Source organism: Ruegeria sp. HKCCSP346, assembly GCF_017872595.1.
GTDB lineage: Bacteria > Pseudomonadota > Alphaproteobacteria > Rhodobacterales > Rhodobacteraceae > Ruegeria.
Window position 1 is genome coordinate 914138 of sequence record NZ_JAEDOT010000001.1, and the last position, 17159, is coordinate 931296.

The 17159-nt window shown below is 59.7% G+C and carries 20 protein-coding genes; 8 read left to right on the plus strand and 12 right to left on the minus strand.

All coding sequences use genetic code 11. The annotated features are described in order from the left end of the window. Nucleotides 1–4: 4 nt before the first annotated feature. Complete coding sequence (locus tag I9185_RS04535; RefSeq protein ID WP_152458176.1) at nucleotides 5–220, minus strand: twin-arginine translocase TatA/TatE family subunit; 216 nt, start codon at nucleotides 218–220, stop codon at nucleotides 5–7. A gap of 222 nt (nucleotides 221–442) precedes the next feature. Between I9185_RS04535 and I9185_RS04540 the strand changes: the two genes are divergently transcribed. Next, entirely contained in the window at nucleotides 443–748 is a 306-nt protein-coding gene (locus I9185_RS04540) for a hypothetical protein (RefSeq protein ID WP_210092445.1), read from the plus strand. A gap of 21 nt (nucleotides 749–769) precedes the next feature. Then, complete coding sequence (locus tag I9185_RS04545; protein ID WP_171167846.1) at nucleotides 770–1441, plus strand: YafY family protein; 672 nt, start codon at nucleotides 770–772, stop codon at nucleotides 1439–1441. 58 nt (nucleotides 1442–1499) lie between these two features. Here the strand turns inward: I9185_RS04545 and I9185_RS04550 are convergent, their stop codons facing one another. The 8 genes from I9185_RS04550 to I9185_RS04585 form a co-directional block, all read right to left on the minus strand. Further along, nucleotides 1500–2666 (minus strand): LysM peptidoglycan-binding domain-containing protein, encoded by a 1167-nt coding sequence (locus tag I9185_RS04550; RefSeq protein ID WP_171723149.1) that lies wholly within the window; start codon nucleotides 2664–2666, stop codon nucleotides 1500–1502. 63 nt (nucleotides 2667–2729) lie between these two features. Then, nucleotides 2730–3380, minus strand: a complete 651-nt coding sequence (locus tag I9185_RS04555; RefSeq protein ID WP_152458180.1) for a protein-L-isoaspartate(D-aspartate) O-methyltransferase — start codon at nucleotides 3378–3380, stop codon at nucleotides 2730–2732. Then, on the minus strand, nucleotides 3377–4159 hold the full coding sequence (gene surE, locus I9185_RS04560; RefSeq protein WP_171632035.1) for a 5'/3'-nucleotidase SurE: 783 nt from the start codon (nucleotides 4157–4159) through the stop codon (nucleotides 3377–3379). Before surE ends, I9185_RS04555 begins: the two co-directional genes overlap by 4 nt. A 114-nt stretch (nucleotides 4160–4273) precedes the next feature. Further along, nucleotides 4274–5368 (minus strand): ABC transporter ATP-binding protein, encoded by a 1095-nt coding sequence (locus I9185_RS04565; protein WP_171115602.1) that lies wholly within the window; start codon nucleotides 5366–5368, stop codon nucleotides 4274–4276. Nucleotides 5369–5448: 80 nt separating this feature from the next. Beyond that, nucleotides 5449–6498: a methyltransferase domain-containing protein gene (locus I9185_RS04570; protein WP_210092446.1), complete on the minus strand. Its 1050-nt coding sequence runs from the start codon at nucleotides 6496–6498 to the stop codon at nucleotides 5449–5451. A 106-nt stretch (nucleotides 6499–6604) separates the two neighbouring features. Beyond that, on the minus strand, nucleotides 6605–7717 hold the full coding sequence (locus tag I9185_RS04575) for a hypothetical protein (RefSeq protein ID WP_210092447.1): 1113 nt from the start codon (nucleotides 7715–7717) through the stop codon (nucleotides 6605–6607). A 2-nt stretch (nucleotides 7718–7719) separates the two neighbouring features. Next, a complete protein-coding gene (locus I9185_RS04580; RefSeq protein ID WP_171723639.1) occupies nucleotides 7720–8499 on the minus strand; it encodes an SDR family oxidoreductase in 780 nt (259 codons plus the stop codon). 73 nt (nucleotides 8500–8572) lie between these two features. Then, nucleotides 8573–8935 (minus strand): nuclear transport factor 2 family protein, encoded by a 363-nt coding sequence (locus I9185_RS04585; protein WP_171362741.1) that lies wholly within the window; start codon nucleotides 8933–8935, stop codon nucleotides 8573–8575. 109 nt (nucleotides 8936–9044) lie between these two features. Here I9185_RS04585 and I9185_RS04590 point away from each other — a divergent pair, with 109 nt between their 5' ends. From I9185_RS04590 to I9185_RS04605, 4 genes are all read left to right on the plus strand, one after another. After that, on the plus strand, nucleotides 9045–10649 hold the full coding sequence (locus I9185_RS04590) for a peptide chain release factor 3 (RefSeq protein WP_210092799.1): 1605 nt from the start codon (nucleotides 9045–9047) through the stop codon (nucleotides 10647–10649). A gap of 49 nt (nucleotides 10650–10698) precedes the next feature. Next, on the plus strand, nucleotides 10699–11442 hold the full coding sequence (locus I9185_RS04595; protein WP_210092448.1) for a hypothetical protein: 744 nt from the start codon (nucleotides 10699–10701) through the stop codon (nucleotides 11440–11442). Continuing rightward, nucleotides 11439–12368 (plus strand): glycosyltransferase family 2 protein, encoded by a 930-nt coding sequence (locus I9185_RS04600; RefSeq protein ID WP_245223405.1) that lies wholly within the window; start codon nucleotides 11439–11441, stop codon nucleotides 12366–12368. The genes I9185_RS04595 and I9185_RS04600 overlap by 4 nt, the downstream gene beginning before the upstream one ends. A gap of 185 nt (nucleotides 12369–12553) precedes the next feature. Then, complete coding sequence (locus I9185_RS04605) at nucleotides 12554–13900, plus strand: DEAD/DEAH box helicase (protein WP_171632019.1); 1347 nt, start codon at nucleotides 12554–12556, stop codon at nucleotides 13898–13900. Here I9185_RS04605 and I9185_RS04610 read toward each other — a convergent pair. From I9185_RS04610 to I9185_RS04620, 3 genes are read right to left on the minus strand one after another with little or no spacing between them, the layout of a single operon-like run. Continuing rightward, the gene (locus I9185_RS04610; protein ID WP_210092449.1) at nucleotides 13897–14799 is read right to left on the minus strand and encodes an EamA family transporter; all 903 of its coding nucleotides are present in this window, start codon (nucleotides 14797–14799) and stop codon (nucleotides 13897–13899) included. The two genes, I9185_RS04605 and I9185_RS04610, sit on opposite strands and share 4 nt — an antisense overlap. A 21-nt stretch (nucleotides 14800–14820) precedes the next feature. Next, on the minus strand, nucleotides 14821–15723 hold the full coding sequence (locus I9185_RS04615) for a fatty acid desaturase (protein ID WP_210092450.1): 903 nt from the start codon (nucleotides 15721–15723) through the stop codon (nucleotides 14821–14823). Further along, on the minus strand, nucleotides 15716–15919 hold the full coding sequence (locus I9185_RS04620) for a DUF2061 domain-containing protein (RefSeq protein ID WP_171167827.1): 204 nt from the start codon (nucleotides 15917–15919) through the stop codon (nucleotides 15716–15718). The genes I9185_RS04615 and I9185_RS04620 overlap by 8 nt, the downstream gene beginning before the upstream one ends. A 108-nt stretch (nucleotides 15920–16027) precedes the next feature. Between I9185_RS04620 and I9185_RS04625 the strand changes: the two genes are divergently transcribed. Together I9185_RS04625 and I9185_RS04630 are read left to right on the plus strand one after the other, a co-directional pair. After that, nucleotides 16028–16897, plus strand: coding sequence for a helix-turn-helix transcriptional regulator (locus I9185_RS04625; RefSeq protein WP_171632011.1), 870 nt, complete (start codon nucleotides 16028–16030; stop codon nucleotides 16895–16897). 79 nt (nucleotides 16898–16976) lie between these two features. Continuing rightward, nucleotides 16977–17159, plus strand: coding sequence for a hypothetical protein (locus I9185_RS04630; protein WP_117868740.1), 183 nt, complete (start codon nucleotides 16977–16979; stop codon nucleotides 17157–17159).

A 17159-nucleotide genomic window follows, 5' to 3' on the forward strand; every position in this document is an offset into this window, starting at 1 on the left:
GCGCTTACGCCTTGTCTTTCTCGGTTTCAGGCGTCACGTCCTTGGCCAGTTCCGACGCGTCCTGTTCCAGTTCTTCCGAACCGTCCTTCACGCCCTTCTTGAACGCGGTGATGCCTTTGCCGACTTCGCCCATCAGCGAGCTGATCTTGCCGCGACCAAACAGAACCAGAACCACAACGGCGATCAGCAGAAGACCGGGAAGGCCAATATTGTTCAGCATCTCATTTCTCCTTTTTCATCGGCGCCCTTGTGCGCCGGGAATATGAACTGGGTCCGTGTTTACGCCCCCAGGCCCTGTCCCAAAAGGGATCCGGCACAGATTGAGGGCGAAAATTGACCTCATCTGCAAAAAACTATGGGCTCGCATTTTCCAACTGACAGGTTTATGTCAGTTGGAAGTGGCTAGAACGATGGCATCGAAACCTGGTCAACGGAGACTCACATGACCCATGTTGCTGAAATCGTCACCTTCACTCTTGCCAACGGCACCACCCCTGAAGAGTTTGTAAAGCTCAGCAAGGCATCCGAAGCCTTTGTTCGCAGCGCACCTGGCTTTGCCCATCGACAGCTCAGCCAAGGCGCAGACGGTCGCTGGACCGACTATGTCGTCTGGACGGACATGAAGGCCGCGCAGGACGCTGCGGCACAGTTCCCGCAACAGGAATGTGCAGCAGGCATGATGGCGGTCATCAACCCTGAAAGCGTTCAGATGCGCCATGAGGCTGTTTTATGGAACATGACTGCCTAGGCGCGGTCCGGACGGCGTGTCATGCGCCGAACTGACCGCCTGTTCGATATCATCCAGATCCTGCGCGACGGAAAACTGCACCGCGCGCAGGACATCGCGGACCGGCTCGAGGTGTCGGTCCGTACCATCTATCGCGACATGGACACGCTGGTCGCCTCGGGTGTTCCTGTCGAAGGAGAGCGGGGTGTGGGTTACATGGTGCGCGAGCAGATCACCCTGCCGCCGCTGAATCTGACCCCGGCCGAGCTTGAGGCCCTGAACCTCGGCATGGCGATCGTGGCCGAAGCCGCAGATCCAGACCTGAAAGCCGCCGCGAACTCTCTGGCAGACAAGATCGATGCCGTCCTGCCCACACAGGTTGTGGCCGAAGCCGATAGCTGGAAATTCGCGGTCTACCCTTTTGCAGATGCAGCCCGCGGGCTTGCACATATGGCTCCGATCCGCGCCGCCATCAAATCACGCCAAAAGCTTCGGCTGTCCTACCGCCGCATTGACGGCGTTCTGACTGAACGCACAATCCGTCCCTTGCATATGGAATACTGGGGACGGGTCTGGACACTTACCGCATGGTGCGAATTGCGAAACGGTTTCCGTGTCTTCCGTATCGACCTGATCGAATCCGTCTCGCCGCTGCCAGAGATCTTCGCAGACGAGCCAGGAAAACGCCTGAGCGACTACGACCCAAACGCCTGACAGGCAGCCGTATTCAGAAGTGTTTCGGGCAGAGGCACAGCCCGAAACGAGCGATGTATCATTTCAGGTAGGGATCTGGATCCACTGATTCAAACCCTTTGCGCACCTCGAAATGCACATAGGCATCGTCTCCGCCCCTCAACTGCGCCAGCTTTTGTCCACGGCGTACACGATCCCCTTTCTTGACGGTGATGCCATCAACATTGGCATAGACCGTCAGCAGATCGTTTTTGTGTTTGACCACGATGATCGGAACCTGATCCGCGTCCGCGGTAATCGCCGCTACGGTTCCGGCCTCAGCCGCGGTGACGGCTGTGCCGGGGGCCGCAGCGATGTCGATACCTTCGTTCTTGCCCTTTTTATAGCCGCGGATGATGGTGCCGCTGACCGGCAGGGACAGGGCCGTAGATCGCGTGTTTGTCGGGGCTTCGGCCGTCACATCAGGGGCTTCAGCGCGCGGCGCGACCTTTTCGTCGGGCAAGGGCTGCGTGGCACTTGGAGGCGTCGGCGTCGGCGACCCCCGCCCCGGCTCCGTTACCTCGGTGGCCGCAACCGGTGCCGTTGCAGCAGCGCTTTGACGTGGCGCGGATTGGTTCTTGACCGGGATCAACAGAAACTGACCTTCACGCACGGTGAAGTCGGACCCCAGGCCGTTCCATTCCGCCAGCGATTCCACCGGAACCTGATAGAGGCGCGAAATTGTGTACGCCGTCTCGCCGCGCTTGACCTTGTGGCGGACAGGTTCCGGCCCGCTTGCGACGGGCGCCGGGGCTGGCTTGGCGGGCTCCAGCGTCGTCGTCCGGACGCCCCCCGTTTCAGGGGCCTGATCAATGGCGGCTCCGGCAACTGATGCGATATCTACGCCACTGCCTGCACCTACCGAACGCGGCAAGGCCAGAACTTCGCCCTCTCGCAGGGTATCGGTTGTCTGAAGGCCGTTGAACCGCGACAGCTCACCCTCGGGCAGGCCGACACGCGCGGCAACATCGCGCACCGTGTCGCCGCGTCGGGCCACGACAACCTGGTAGTTCGGATAGGTTATCACCCCCCGGCTGTCGGGCGACGGGCGCGACGTTGTTGCCGACTGCACTGCATCAGTGGTCGAAAATCCGCCGACCTGACCGCGCAGGTCGTAATCCAGTGGCCCCTCACACCCGGCCAGAATGGCCAGAGCGGCCACTCCGGTCGCGCAGCGACGCATAGCTGATTTGGATACTGCACTCATAATACTGTCCTCAACGCCCGCCCCTGTTGTCCGGGGTTCCGGCGACCAAATTTATCAAGCCTGTTACGCCTCGTCCTTGCCAAGCCCCTCAAGCAGGGGCACGAAACGGACCGACGTCAATTCTTCATAGTCCAGGCCGGCCTCGGTGCGCGTTACTTTGATCAACTGCTGCACCGTGTCCGACTGACCCACGGGTAATACCATAATACCCCCGATTTTCAGCTGCGCCAAGAGCGGTCCCGGAGGGTCTTCGGCTGCGGCCGTCACGATGATCCGATCAAACGGAGCCTGTTCCGGCAAGCCAAAGGATCCATCCGACAACATGGCCGTGATATTCGTAAGCCCCAGATCGGCAAAAAGCTTCCCTGTCTCGCTGACCAGCCGCCGATGGCGTTCGACCGTATAGACCCTGCGCGCCAGTTTCGACAGGATTGCGGCCTGGTAACCTGACCCGGTTCCGATCTCGAGCACGGTATCGCGCGGCCGAACGTCCAGCGCCTGCGTCATGAGACCAACGACCGACGGCTGACTGATCGTCTGACCGCAGGAGATCGGCAATGGCATGTCCTCGTAAGCGCGATCTGCGAACAGGCCGGTGACAAAGCGGCCCCGATCAACCTGTTCCATTGCCTCCAGAACGCGCGCATCCGTGACCCCCCGTTTGCGCAGGGCAAACAGGAACTGCATCACGGTTTCTGGGTCCAGTCCGCTCATTCGACCGCCTTCAATGCCTCCAGCATGTCATATGCGGTCAAGTCGGCGCGCATCGGTGTAACCGAGATATAGCCTTCCAGATTGACCGCAGCATCCGTTCCCGGCGCAGTCGGGTTATGCTGATAGCCACCCTTGATCCACAGGAACCGCCGCCCCGAGGGCGAGCTGTGCGGCTCGACCGTAAAATGCGTGTCGCGCCGGAATCCCTGCGCGGCAACGCGCGTACCGCGCACTTCATCTGCCGGAACAGGGGGGAAGTTCACGTTGTAAAACAGGCGGTAATCGCCCTGCTCGACCGGGGTTGCATCCAGAATACGCCGGACCAGATCGGCCCCGAACCGCGCGGCAGCCTCGAACGGGTCGTCCAGCCCCAGATTTTGCGGGCCGAAATACTGTGACAGAGCAATCGCAGGAACCCCCTGCAGCGCCGCTTCCATCGCGCCGCCGATAGTACCCGAATAAAGCGTGTTCTCGGCCGAGTTGTTGCCCCGGTTCACGCCGGACAGGACCAGATCCGGCGGGCAGTCTGACATCACGTCATGCAGCCCCGCCAACACACAATCCGCAGGCGACCCTTCCGCCGCATAACGCCGTTCGCCCAACTTGGCGATCATCGTGGGATGGGTATAGCTGATGCAATGCCCAACACCCGATTGTTCAAAGGCGGGCGCGACCACCCAAACCTCACCATCCGGACCTGCCAGTTCGGCAGCGATCGCCTCCAGCGTGATCAAGCCCGGAGCGTTGATCCCGTCATCATTGGTCAGAAGAATACGCATGTGCCCGATTTACCCCCGCGTTTGGCCCTTGATAGACCCAGCCTCGCGATGCGGCAAGCGACGCGACCCTGCAATCTGAGGCTTTCGCGCACCACTTGCACGGAAATCGAGAGGTTAACTCTGCGCCTCGGGGAAAACGAAACATTTGTCGCGACGAATGGTCAGCCACATGACACGGCCCGGATTGGGCACAAAGACATTGGGGACCGTCGCCCTGAGGATCGAGCCGTCGTAGTCCATGCGAAACTCGACCAGGCTTTCGTTTCCCAGAAAACGCGCGCGCTCGACCACGCCCCGCGCGGCAACGCCATCAGTTGCGGTCGGCAGCGGGCCCTTGCCGTTACGGTCGAAATCCAGTTTGACATGCTGGGGGCGAAATACGATCTCGACATCCGTTCCATCCGGAATACCCGGTGCCAGAAACTGGCCGAACGGCGTGTCTGCCAGCGCTCCGTTCACCTGCGCCCGCAACACGTTGACATCACTGAAAAAGGCCACGGCAGCCTTGTCCGCCGGCCGGGTATAGACATTGTATGGCGCGCCCTGCTGGACGATCTTGCCGCGCCGCATCAGCGCGATCTCATCCGCCATCCGCATCGCCTCTTCCGGTTCATGCGTGACCAGCAGAACGGCCGCATCCTCTTCCTTGAGAATGGAAAGCGTCTCATCCCGAATACCGTCGCGCAGACGGTTGTCGAGGCCCGAAAAGGGCTCGTCCATCAGCATGATCCGGGGCCGTGGCGCCAAAGCGCGGGCCAGGGCCACACGTTGTTGCTCGCCGCCAGACAGCTGATGTGGGAACCCGTCGATGAACCGCATCAGGTCCACTTTGCGCAAAAGCTCTTCGACCCGGGCTCGTTTTTCGTCCTTGCTGCCTTTCAGGCCAAAGGCCACGTTGTTGGCCACGCTCAGATGAGGAAACAGCGCAAAGTCCTGAAACATCAACCCGATCTCGCGCCGTTCCGGGGGTACCCGAAACACGGTGTCGCAGATCAGTTTGCCATCGACGTAAATCTCGCCCGAGTCCTGCATCTCGACCCCGGCAATCATGCGCAGGGTGGTGGATTTCCCGCAACCTGACGGCCCCAGCAAACAGGTCACCTTGCCGGCCTGCACCGTCAAAGACACGTCATCCACAACGACCCGCCCTTCGAACCGGCGAACAATGTTGCGAATTTCCAGACGCGGAGGAGTTGCGTTACCTGTCACCGATGGACCCCATTGCCTTTCCCGATCAAATCCATCGGGCTTGGGCGGGGATAGCAACCCCGCCCCTCAGGTGCAAGAGATCAGCAGCAACCGCCGGATGATGCGGTTTCGCCTGTTGCCTCGAACGGGCTTTCGCCGCCGCAGCCTTCGAAAATGCCGAAATGGGTGGAAAAATCGCCAATAAAGTCGAAATGGCGGGCAAACCGCGTGTCCCGCAGCATCATCCAGGTATTGCCGCAGACCGGAAAGACCTTGCCGGCTTCGATGACATGGTGATCGTCCAGAACAAACGCATGCGGCGCGTTGGGAACGGTGCCTTTGTAGACCACCGCCTGGCCGTAATCCTCGCAGGCCGGTTCCAGCTCCGGCAGCTTGAACAGACGGTAGGTCGCCGACAGGAATCTGAGCGGGGCAACACGATCCTCCAGCGCAGGATTCTCGATGGTCAGCGGGCGGTGCGTCACCCGGCGCGGATCACCGAAACCTGCCTTGCGCGCCATCGACAGGAAATCATTCCAGTACAATGCACCGGACAGACATTCGCCATACAGAACCTCATCCGCGGCCATCGCCTGCGGGACACGGCGGTCGGCATAGACGTCCGAGAAATACATCTCGCCGCCTTCTTTCAGCAACCGATGCGCGCCGCGCAGCACGGCATCCTTGTCGGTCGCCAGGTTGATGACGCAGTTCGAGACGATGATGTCGAACGATCCGGGTTCCAGATCCAGTTCCTCCAGCTTCTCGATATAGCCGTGATGGAAATCCACATTGCTTTTGGCGTGCCCAAAGGCTTGGACGTGATATTCCTGATGCGCGCGGGCAACGTCCAGTTGTTCGGGCGTCATGTCCACACCGACGACCCGGCCCTTTTCACCAACCATGGCAGACAGCGCATAGACGTCGCGCCCCGCCCCACAGCCAAGATCGAGGATCGACATGCCCTCGAGATCCAGAGGCGCGATCAGACCGCACCCGTAATATCGGGTCAGCACATCGTCATGAATCCTGGACAAAATCCGCTTGAGATGATCCGGCATGTCGTCAGGCGTGCAACAGGCGTTGGTCTGTAAGTCCGCACTGCTTTGCAGGACTTCACCATAATAATTCCGTACCGAATCGTGTTTCATCGCTGCTTCCCCGTCATGCTAGCCTGTACGCAGCTAGTGCAGTGGCCTTGCATTCGCAATCCGGCCACGGTCGTTCTGACGAAAGCGTGAGTGTTCCTGCACCCAACTACTCCAGCAACTCAAAGTCCACACCGGCACGGACTACGCCGTTCACCTGAACCTCAAGCCGATGCGCGCCGGGGATCAGCCTGAAGGTAGAGGCATCACCCTTCAGCCTGTGACGCTTGGCCAACGTGAGCCTGCCGTTGTTCAAAGCCGCCTGTTTCAGCTTGTACACCTTGGGTGATGTTTTTCCCGCAGGGCGCTGAAAATAAATAATATAATCCACCAGAACCGGTTGTTTCCCTGCCCCGGTCAGATCAACGGAAAACTCCAGCGCTTCGCCGATACGGGCCTCGGAACTCAGATCAATTGTCACGGCGATATCCGCATCAGGGTCATATCCCAGCATCTTCATCGCCTCAGGGTGCCCGGCCTTGACCAATCCGCGCAGCGTATGAGAGGTCATCCACTCCAGCTCTGCCGCGGTCTGTCGCGCCTCGGTGCGCCACTTGTCCAGACGCCCCAGCACCAGGCTCGGGTCTTTCTTGGTGATATCATTCAAATGGTTGGCCACCGACCGCGTCACATACCGGGTCGGATCGCCGTGCAACCTGTCCAACAGCGGCAACGGGTCCGTCAGACCCAGACCGATGCCCTGCCCCCATGGCAGACGGGGCCGCGTTCCCTCGCTGACCAATCGGCGCACGTGATAGCTGCCGTGGGTACACCAGTCCTGCATCCGCCCAAGCACCCTGTCTGGGGCATGGTTCAGGAAAGGCCGAATGGCCCATTCCATCGAAAACCGCTGCGTCAGCTCCTCCAACACATCCAGAGACAGATCGACGTGATCCAGCCCGACGGCCGCGACCCATTCACCCAGCGGCGCGAAAATGAAATCGCCAAAATCATCATCCGATCTGGCAGGGTCCAGCGGAGGCGGCAAAGACCGTAAAATCACCGGGGCGACTGTCGGCAAGTCGCCCGGCACGGCCTGTTGCAGGCATGTCGCGATCCAGCTCATACGCTGTTTCAGTTCCAGTTCAGGCAGACGCGACATGACCTGTGCCTGAAACGCATAGGCGTCGAAGCCCGGTTCAGCATCCAAGAACAAGTCGCTGAGAAAGCAGACTTTCTCAGCGTTGAACAACTGATCTTTCAACGAAAACCCCTGCGCCATGATCACATCGTCAGGTTGGTCGCACCGCCGTCCAGCAGGATATTCTGGCCAACGATGAAGCCCGCATGTTGCGAACACAGAAACGCGCAGGTCGCACCAAACTCCTGCCGCGAACCATAGCGCCTGACCGGGATCGTCGCCGCTCGGTTGGAACGCGCTTCGTCAATTGAAATACCCTGTTGCGCCGCCACACCGCTGTCCAGAGAATCCGCTCGGTCCGTGGCATGGATGCCCGGAAGCAGGTTGTTGATGGTCACCCCGTGTGGAGCCACCTGACGCGAGGTTCCGGCCACATAGCCCGTCAGACCTGTACGCGCCGCGTTTGACAGGCCCAGAACCGCAATTGGCGCACGCACGGATTGCGAGGTGATATTCACCACCCGGCCCCACCCCTTTTCCATCATTCCGGGAAGCAGGGCCTTCATAAATGCAATCGGCGTCAACATGTTGGCATCCAGCGCCTTGATGAAATCATCACGCTCCCAGTCCGACCACGATCCGGGCGGCGGTCCGCCGGCATTTGTCACAAGTATATCAACGCCCTGCGCGGCCTCGATCACCTGCGCCTGACCGTCGGGCGTGGTCACGTCGCAGGCCACTGTCTGCACCTCGACGCCGTGCTCTGACCGCAGGCGTGCGGCTTCAGCCTCCAACACCTCGGGGCCGCGTGCGTTCATCACCAGATTCACGCCAGCCGCGGCAAGCGCCTCGGCGCAGCCAAGACCCAATCCTTTGCTGCTGGCACAGACCAGCGCGCGTTTTCCTTGAATTCCCAGATCCATCGGATCCTCCCTGTCAGTCATCGCCGCATGTCTAGCACCGGCCAGACAGGGAAGACCAGAAACGGATCGTCGATCAATAGAAGAACTCTTCCCGGATGATCTTGCCGTCGGCGACGTGATAAACACCCACTTCGCGCATATCGAACGCTTCGCCGGTTTCCTTCACGGTGCCCTGCACTTCGAAAATCACGGCAAAACGGTCGTCGCCGTGAGGAAGCGGATCGCTGACGGACGCACCAGACACTTCATGCGCGCTTTCCCACCACTCATGCTTGCCACGGATGGCGTCGATTCCTTTGGTTTCCCGACCCATTCCCTGAAAATCCTGCCCTTCGACCGACACCGCATCCGGCGCATACAGCTTGGACAGGTTTTCTTTGGCCCGGTCTTCCCGGCAACCAGCCACGAGTTCATCGGCAATCTCTTTCAAATTCATTGATCCACTCCATCATTTGTTCACTATATGTTCTTTTTGCCACAGACCCATGATTCGTACCAGACCCTTTGTCTTGCTTCGGCAGGATTCCCCGCATATACGCGCGCTCATGCTTGATACCTCGAACCAACCCACCCTGCCGCCCGAGATCGCCCGGCGCCGGACATTCGCCATCATCTCGCACCCTGATGCGGGAAAGACTACGCTGACGGAAAAGTTCCTGCTGTACGGGGGCGCGATCCAGATGGCCGGTCAGGTGCGCGCCAAAGGCGAGGCGCGGCGGACCCGGTCGGACTTCATGCAGATGGAAAAGGATCGCGGCATCTCGGTCTCGGCCTCGGCGATGTCGTTCGACTATGGGAACTTCCGGTTCAACCTGGTGGATACACCCGGCCACAGCGATTTCTCGGAAGACACCTATCGCACGCTGACAGCCGTGGACGCGGCCGTCATGGTGATCGACGGCGCGAAAGGTGTGGAAAGCCAGACCCAGAAACTGTTCGAGGTCTGCCGCCTGCGCGATCTGCCGATCCTGACCTTCTGCAACAAGATGGACCGCGAAAGCCGCGACACGTTCGAGATCATCGACGAAATTCAGGAAATGCTGGCCATCGACGTCACGCCCGCCGCCTGGCCCATCGGCGTGGGGCGCGATTTCATCGGCTGCTATGACATGCTGCGCGACCGGCTTGAACTGATGGATCGCGCCGACCGCAACAAGGTGGCCGAAAGCATCGAAATCAACGGGCTGGACGACCCCAAACTGGCGGAACACGTGCCCGAGCATTTGCTGGACAAACTGCTGGAAGAGGTCGAGATGGCCCGCGAGCTGCTGCCCGCACTTGACCCGCAGGCCGTTCTGGAAGGCCACATGACCCCGATCTGGTTCGGCTCAGCCATCAACTCGTTCGGCGTCAAGGAACTGATGGAAGGCATCGGCGCCTATGGCCCGCAGCCACAGGTTCAATCCGCTGAACCCCGCCAGATTTCCCCAGATGAAAAGAAAGTTGCAGGCTTTGTCTTCAAGGTTCAGGCCAACATGGACCCCAAGCACCGCGACCGGGTGGCCTTTGTCCGCATGGCCAGCGGCCACTTCAAGCGCGGCATGAAGCTGACCCATGTGCGCAGCAAGAAACCGATGGCGATCTCGAACCCCGTATTGTTCCTGGCCTCTGACCGCGAGTTGGCGGAAGAGGCCTGGGCCGGTGACATCATCGGCATTCCCAACCACGGGCAGCTGCGCATCGGTGACACGCTGACCGAAGGCGAAGCGCTGCGGGTGACCGGCATTCCGTCATTCGCGCCGGAGCTTCTGCAAGGCGTCCGCGCGGGCGACCCGATGAAAGCCAAGCATCTGGAAAAAGCCCTGATGCAATTCGCCGAGGAAGGTGCGGCCAAGGTGTTCAAGCCTTCGATCGGCTCGGGCTTTATCGTGGGGGTCGTGGGCGCGTTGCAGTTCGAAGTGCTCGCCAGCCGGATCGAGATGGAATATGGCCTGCCGGTACGGTTCGAAGCATCGCAGTTCACCTCGGCCCGCTGGGTAAGTGGTGACAAGGCCGAGGTCGAAAAGTTCGTCAACGCCAACAAGCAGCACATCGCGCATGATCATGACGGCGACATCGTCTATCTGACCCGCCTGCAATGGGATATCGATCGGGTGGTCCGTGACTATCCCGCGCTGAACCTGACCGCGACAAAAGAGATGATGACCTGAGGCAACTGTCTGATTGCACAGGCAGGTTTGGCTGTGCAATCCTGCGCGCATGAGTGACGACAAACTGACCTATTCCGGTGGCCTGCCCGACATGCTGGACAGCTATGAGAACCGGCGCAGCCCGTTTCAGTTCGGCACCCTGACCCTGCCCGAGCTTGACGTCAATCTGGAAGAACTGGCCAAGCTCACCGTGCCCAACACCGCCACCGAATTGCCGCCCGGGCGCAGCACCACTTGGGATCGCAAACGCGTTCAGATCGCGCGGGAATTCGTCGGAAAGTCAGAGCTTGCCTTCCTGAACGCCCAGCTGATCTCGAACCTCAGAAAACGCTCCTTTCCGCGTCAGGCCCCTGCGCTGTTCTGCCGGTTGTGGGACGAACAATCCGACCATCTTCTTTCCGCCCTCGACCTGCGTTGGCTGGTGTCGTCTGTTCAGACTTTTGCGGATCACGGTCAAACGCCGACACAGCGCGAGGTCGGACATGCCTTGCGCGTGTTCTTCAGCATGATGAAGCTGTATGAGTTCGAGCGGCTCTTCTCGGGGCTGGCCCCGGAAACGCCGTTTCAGTTCAAGGACAGGAACCACGTCCCGCTGCCCTATCAGATGAAAGGCTTTTCCTTTGAAAAAGGCGGGCTTGACGTCAATCTCATCGCTCCGATCTGGACCAAGGCGATGAATGATCCCACGATTGCGCCGCTGGTGGATCACCTGATGATCCAATTGAACAAGGACCCAGGTGGAATTTTTCGACGCCTGAAACGCATGCGCGACGCCCGCGAACCGCACAAATGACCACCTGGGGCATTGTATCCATGGTCCGGGGACCAACCGAAGACGTCCTTCGGTTCGTGGCCCATCACCTCGAACTGGGGGCGGATTTCATGTATATCTACATGGACGAACCCAACCGCCGCACGTTCAGGGCTCTGAGAATGCATCCCAAGGTCCGGGTCCGTAACTGTGATGACGCCTTTTGGGAAAAACGCGGACGCGCACGACCGGAAAAGCACCAGGTGCGCCAGTCGGTTCACGCCACTTTTGCCTATCGAAACACCCGGCTGGATTGGTTGACACATATCGATGTGGATGAGTTTCTTTGGCCGGCGGCCCCCATTTCTGATGTTCTGCGCGATGTTCCAGACACGGTTCCCGCGGTGCGTGTACGCCCGTTGGAGGCCTTGGCCGGGGGCGATGACCTGTACAAAGCTCATATCCCGCGTGGCCCGAACCGCGAAGCGCTGGTCGAGACCATTTACCCGAATTACGGCGCCTTCGTCATGGGCGGTTTCCTGAGTCACGTTCAGGGAAAGCTGTTCGTGCGCACCGGCTTGAAAAACCTAAGCATCCGCATCCACAACCTGTTTCAGAACAAGGTGCTGCTGCCCTGCAAATTCGAGCTTGCCCAGATCGATCTGTGCCATCGTCATGCGCCGGACTGGAACCACTGGATAGCACATTACCAGTTCCGTATGGATCGTGGCTCGTATCAGGCCGGCATGGCTCCGAATGTTCCGCGCGAACAGGGCGGGCTGAACAAGAATGAACTGCTCAACTGGATCGAGGCCGAACAGGGCATGGACGGGCTGCGCGCGTTCTACAATGAAATGAGCGGCGCGGACGCAGAGGTGCGCGCCAACCTGGAACGCCACGGCCTGCTGCGCCACCGCCCTTTGAACCTGGACGAAAAACTACAGAAACACTTTCCCGGAAGTTGCTGAATTGTTGCTGAAATTCACCGCAGACAACAGGCAGGGACAGGTGAAATTCTCTTCATTTGACCCCGATCAACGTTTTTGTTATGTCCGCGTACAAGCCGAAATGTCGCATTATGCGCATGGCCATCCGGGCCCGGCACATCTTTGACGCGCGGGCCTGGTCAAGTGTCCGCAAAAACCGGACATACATGACAAAATTCAACGAACTGAACCTGAACCCGAAGGTCCTCAAAGCCATTGAAGAGGCCGGATACGAATCCCCCACTCCGATCCAGGAAGGCGCGATTCCGCCCGCTCTGGAAGGCCGTGATGTCTTGGGGATTGCCCAGACCGGCACTGGCAAGACCGCCAGCTTCACACTGCCGATGATCACCCTGCTGGCCCGTGGCCGCGCCCGCGCGCGCATGCCGCGCTCGCTGGTCCTGTGTCCGACGCGGGAACTGGCTGCTCAGGTGGCCGAGAATTTCGACACCTATACAAAGCACCTGAAACTGACCAAGGCGTTGTTGATCGGCGGTGTCAGCTTCAAAGAGCAAGAGGCGCTGATCGACCGCGGCGTCGACGTTCTGATCGCAACTCCGGGCCGCCTGCTGGACCATTTCGAACGTGGCAAGCTGCTGCTGACCGGTGTTCAGATCATGGTGGTGGACGAAGCCGACCGGATGCTGGATATGGGCTTTATTCCTGATATCGAACGCATCTTCTCGCTGACGCCGTTCACGCGGCAGACATTGTTCTTCTCGGCGACCATGGCTTCCGAGATCGAGCGCATCACGGATACTTTCCTGTCCGCCCCTGCCCGGGTTGAAGTCGCCCGGCAAGCGACCGCATCCGAGACGATCGAACAGGGCGTTGTCATGTTCAAAGGCGGCCGTCGGGACCGTGAAGCAAGCCAGAAACGCAACGTGCTGCGCGCCTTGATCGACGCAGAGGGCGAAAAGTGCACCAATGCAATCATCTTCTGCAACCGCAAGACAGATGTCGATATCTGCGCGAAATCGCTGAAGAAATACGGCTATGACGCTGCCGCGATCCATGGCGATCTGGACCAATCGCAACGGATGAAGACGCTGGACGGGTTCCGCGACGGATCATTGCGTCTGCTGGTTGCGTCCGACGTCGCTGCGCGCGGTCTGGATGTTCCAGCCGTCAGCCACGTGTTCAATTTCGACGTCCCCGGCCACCCCGAAGATTACGTGCACCGTATCGGCCGCACCGGTCGCGCCGGGCGCGAAGGCAAGGCCATCACGATCTGCTCGGTCCGCGATGAAAAAGCCCTGGCCGCGATCGAAAAGCTGATCCAGAAGGACATCCCGCGCATCGACAATCCGGTCAAGGAAGAGCCCAAGCCTGAAAAGCCGAAGCCCGAGAAAAAAGCCCGGGACTCCGAAGCCAGGAAAGACACCCGGAAAGAGCGAGAGCCCAAAGGGCGTGGCCGTGGGCGCAAGGAAGACAATGGCCGGGCCGTGGTGGGTATGGGCGATCACCTGCCCAGCTTTATTGCCCTGAGCTTTGACGAGCGTCGTGCCGGCTAAATCGCCAACACCAAGGCCAGTATAGAGACACCCAACAGCAACATCCCGGCGATTTCTCGCCGGGTGATCGTCTCGCGGAAAAACAGGATCGAGGCCATCAGGCTGAAGATCAGCTCTACCTGCCCCAGCGCTTTGACATAGGCTGCGTTTTGCAGGGTGAAGGCCCAGAACCAACAAAACGAACCGCCCAGACTGGTCAGGCCGACAAACACGCCGGTGGATCGGGTCTGCCACACCGCGCGCAGTTCGGCCCGGTCGCGCCACAACAGCCACAGGCCCATGCTGACGAACTGAAACGTCACGACGGCGGCCAGGGTGATCAATGCCCGGAACCAGGCGTCGACATCACCCAATTGCAACGAGGCCCCGCGATAGCTGACGGCGGAGAACGCAAACAAAACCCCTGATCCAAGCCCCAATTGGGACGCGCGGTTGGTCAGATGCCGCCACCAGGCGCCGCCTCCTCCGGGGGTTTTCGACAGCAAAAGCACCGCCATCAACCCCAACAAGATCGCAACCAGCGCGCCGCTGGAAACGCTGTCGCCCAAAACCAGAAAGCCGACGATCGCGGTCTGAATGACTTCGGTTTTCTTGAAGGTGATCCCGACCGCAAAGTTTCGTTGTTTGAACAACGCCACAACACAGATCGTCGCCAGGATTTGCGCCGTGCCTCCGATGACAGCGTACAGCCAGAACACTCCGCCAATCGGAGGCAAGCTGGCGCCCGTTGTCAGCATCGCCACAAACAGCCCGGCAACGGCCAGCGGCATGGAATACGCAAATCGCGCAAAGGTCGCGCCGGAGGCGGACAGTTTCACGCTGCTCAAGGATTTTTGCAGCATGAACCGCACAGTCTGAAAACTGGCGGCGGCGATGGTGACTGGGATCCAGAGACTCATGTCACCTGTTGTGTCGCCAAATCAAGACTTTGGCCAGAGCGGATGCGGCACCGGGTCCTTGGCGCGTAGCAGATACTGCCGGAAAATCTGTGCATAGGAGCGGTAAACATACGCCTCATTGCAGGCCAGATACCTGTCTTTGCCATCCCGATACAACGACGGCAGCCGATACCATGGCGCGGCGGGATTCATATGATGTACAACATGCAGGTTGTTGTTCAGAAACAGAAACGCCAACGGCCCGCTGTCTTCGATAATAACGGTCCGCGCGCGGGACTTCTCGTGCGCGCGGTGTTCCAGAAACGTGCGGATCTTCAGCAACGCCAACCCGATATAGGCCGAAATCAGATAGGCCCAGATCGGCATGGCCGATTGTGCAACGATCCACAGCACCGCAACCGCGCCGGGGATATGCAAAGCCCAGGCCAGCAGGATCGCCCTGTCGCCGCGCCGCAGCCCCCGCCATTCGTCGCGCAGAAACAGCACCTGCCCAATGGCCGGACCCAGAACCATCCGCCCCAGAAGCGTGTTGTTCAGGGCCAGCACAGCCTGCACGCCGCGCGGCAGGTCCGCCCAAACCTTGGGATCCAGATAGTTGGATTCGGGGTCGTCATACGGGTCGGTCAAAGTGGCATCCTGATGATGCGCCAAATGCAGATCGCGAAAACGGTTATACGGAATGGCCAAGGTCAGCGGCAGCGCCATCAGCGCCTCATTCAGCCATTTGGCTCGGAACGGGTGCCCATGCAGGGCTTCGTGTGTCAAAGACGAATGCAGGGCGGCAACAAAGCCCAAAACCAGCGCTGTCAACCACAGCGAAACATCCGCCAACCAGAACAGCCCGACCAGCCATGCGGCATAGCAGCCGACGATCAGGGCAAATGTACCCCATTCGGGCGACTTGGGTGTCGAGGGCTCAGCCATTGCGCCCCCACGAAACTCCGGCCCAAATTCTTTCATAGACAATGTAAAGCGTCAGGCCGATGGCGGTATTCACCAGCGCCAATGCCCCGCCGACGGCGGCCGAGCCTGTGGCGATCAGGCCCACCAGCGTCATGGTCGCCAGCCCCATGACATTCCACACGATTGCTTTCACGACAGATCTTCGCCGCGTTTCCATTTCGAACCCCATTCTTTTTGCTTTTACAAAGGGGTTACCGTTCAATGCGCGTGCTGAAAATTCTGTATATGATTAACAAAACTCATCACTTGTGATATTTTTCACCTTATGCAGGAAAATATCGACAAACGCGATCGCGCCGCTCAATTCCGCCTACGCCTTGCCCGCGCGATGGAGGACCGTCACGTCAGCCAAAGCGCGCTTGCGCGCCATATCGGCGTGGACCGATCAACCGTATCTCAGTTGTTGACCGATCATGGCGCGCGTCTTCCCAATGCGCATGTTGTGGGTGGCTGCGCCGCGGCACTGGGCGTTTCGGCCGACTGGTTGCTGGGCCTGTCCGACAGGCCGGAAAGCGCGGCAGAGATTCTGGCCAGTTCCCTGTCCATTACCGAAGCGCCCCGCGCCCTGGTCGATGAGCGGATTTTCGACTGGCACAAAGAAGCCGCCGGGTACAAGATCCGCTATGTTCCGGCCACCCTGCCCGACATGCTCAAGACGCGCGCGGTGCTGGAGTGGGAATATGCCCCCCATCTGGGGCGCACGGCGGATCAGGCCATCGGTGCGTCCGAAGACAGGTTGGCCTGGATGCGCAGTGCGCAGTCTGATTACGAAATTGCAATGCCATTGTTCGAGATTGAAAGCTTTGCAAGCGGCACGGGATATTACCATGGCCTTTGCCCGGAAATTCGTCAGGAGCAGATCGATCATCTGCTGGAGCTGTGTGAACAGCTTTATCCCCGAATGCGTGTCTATCTGTTCGATGCCAAACGGCTTTATTCAGCCCCTGTAACGATTTTCGGGCCGCTGCTGTGCGTTTTTTATGCAGGCAGTCACTATATGGCATTCCGAGACCGGGACCGGATCGAGACGTTTTCACGGCACTTCGACACACTTGTGCGCGAGGCCGATGTGGCCGCCCGCGATTTCCCGGACCACTTGCGACAACTCAGAACGGCTGTATCCGGCAAGAATTGATGCAGCGGCGCAAAACCTGTGCTATCGTCCCTTGGCGCGAACCAACGGGCATTCCGATCACAAACGGAGGACCACAGGAATGGACGCAATTCAAACCGCTCAATACGCGCGCGCGCTGTATGCCGCGCACGGAGACCGGGCCGAGGCGGAAGCCGCGCAGAAAATGCGTGAATGCGAAGCCGCCGGAAACCAGAAAGAGGCGCAGGATTGGCAGGCGGTCCGTCAGACCATCCGCCAGATCCGAGGACCAAATCAGGGCTGA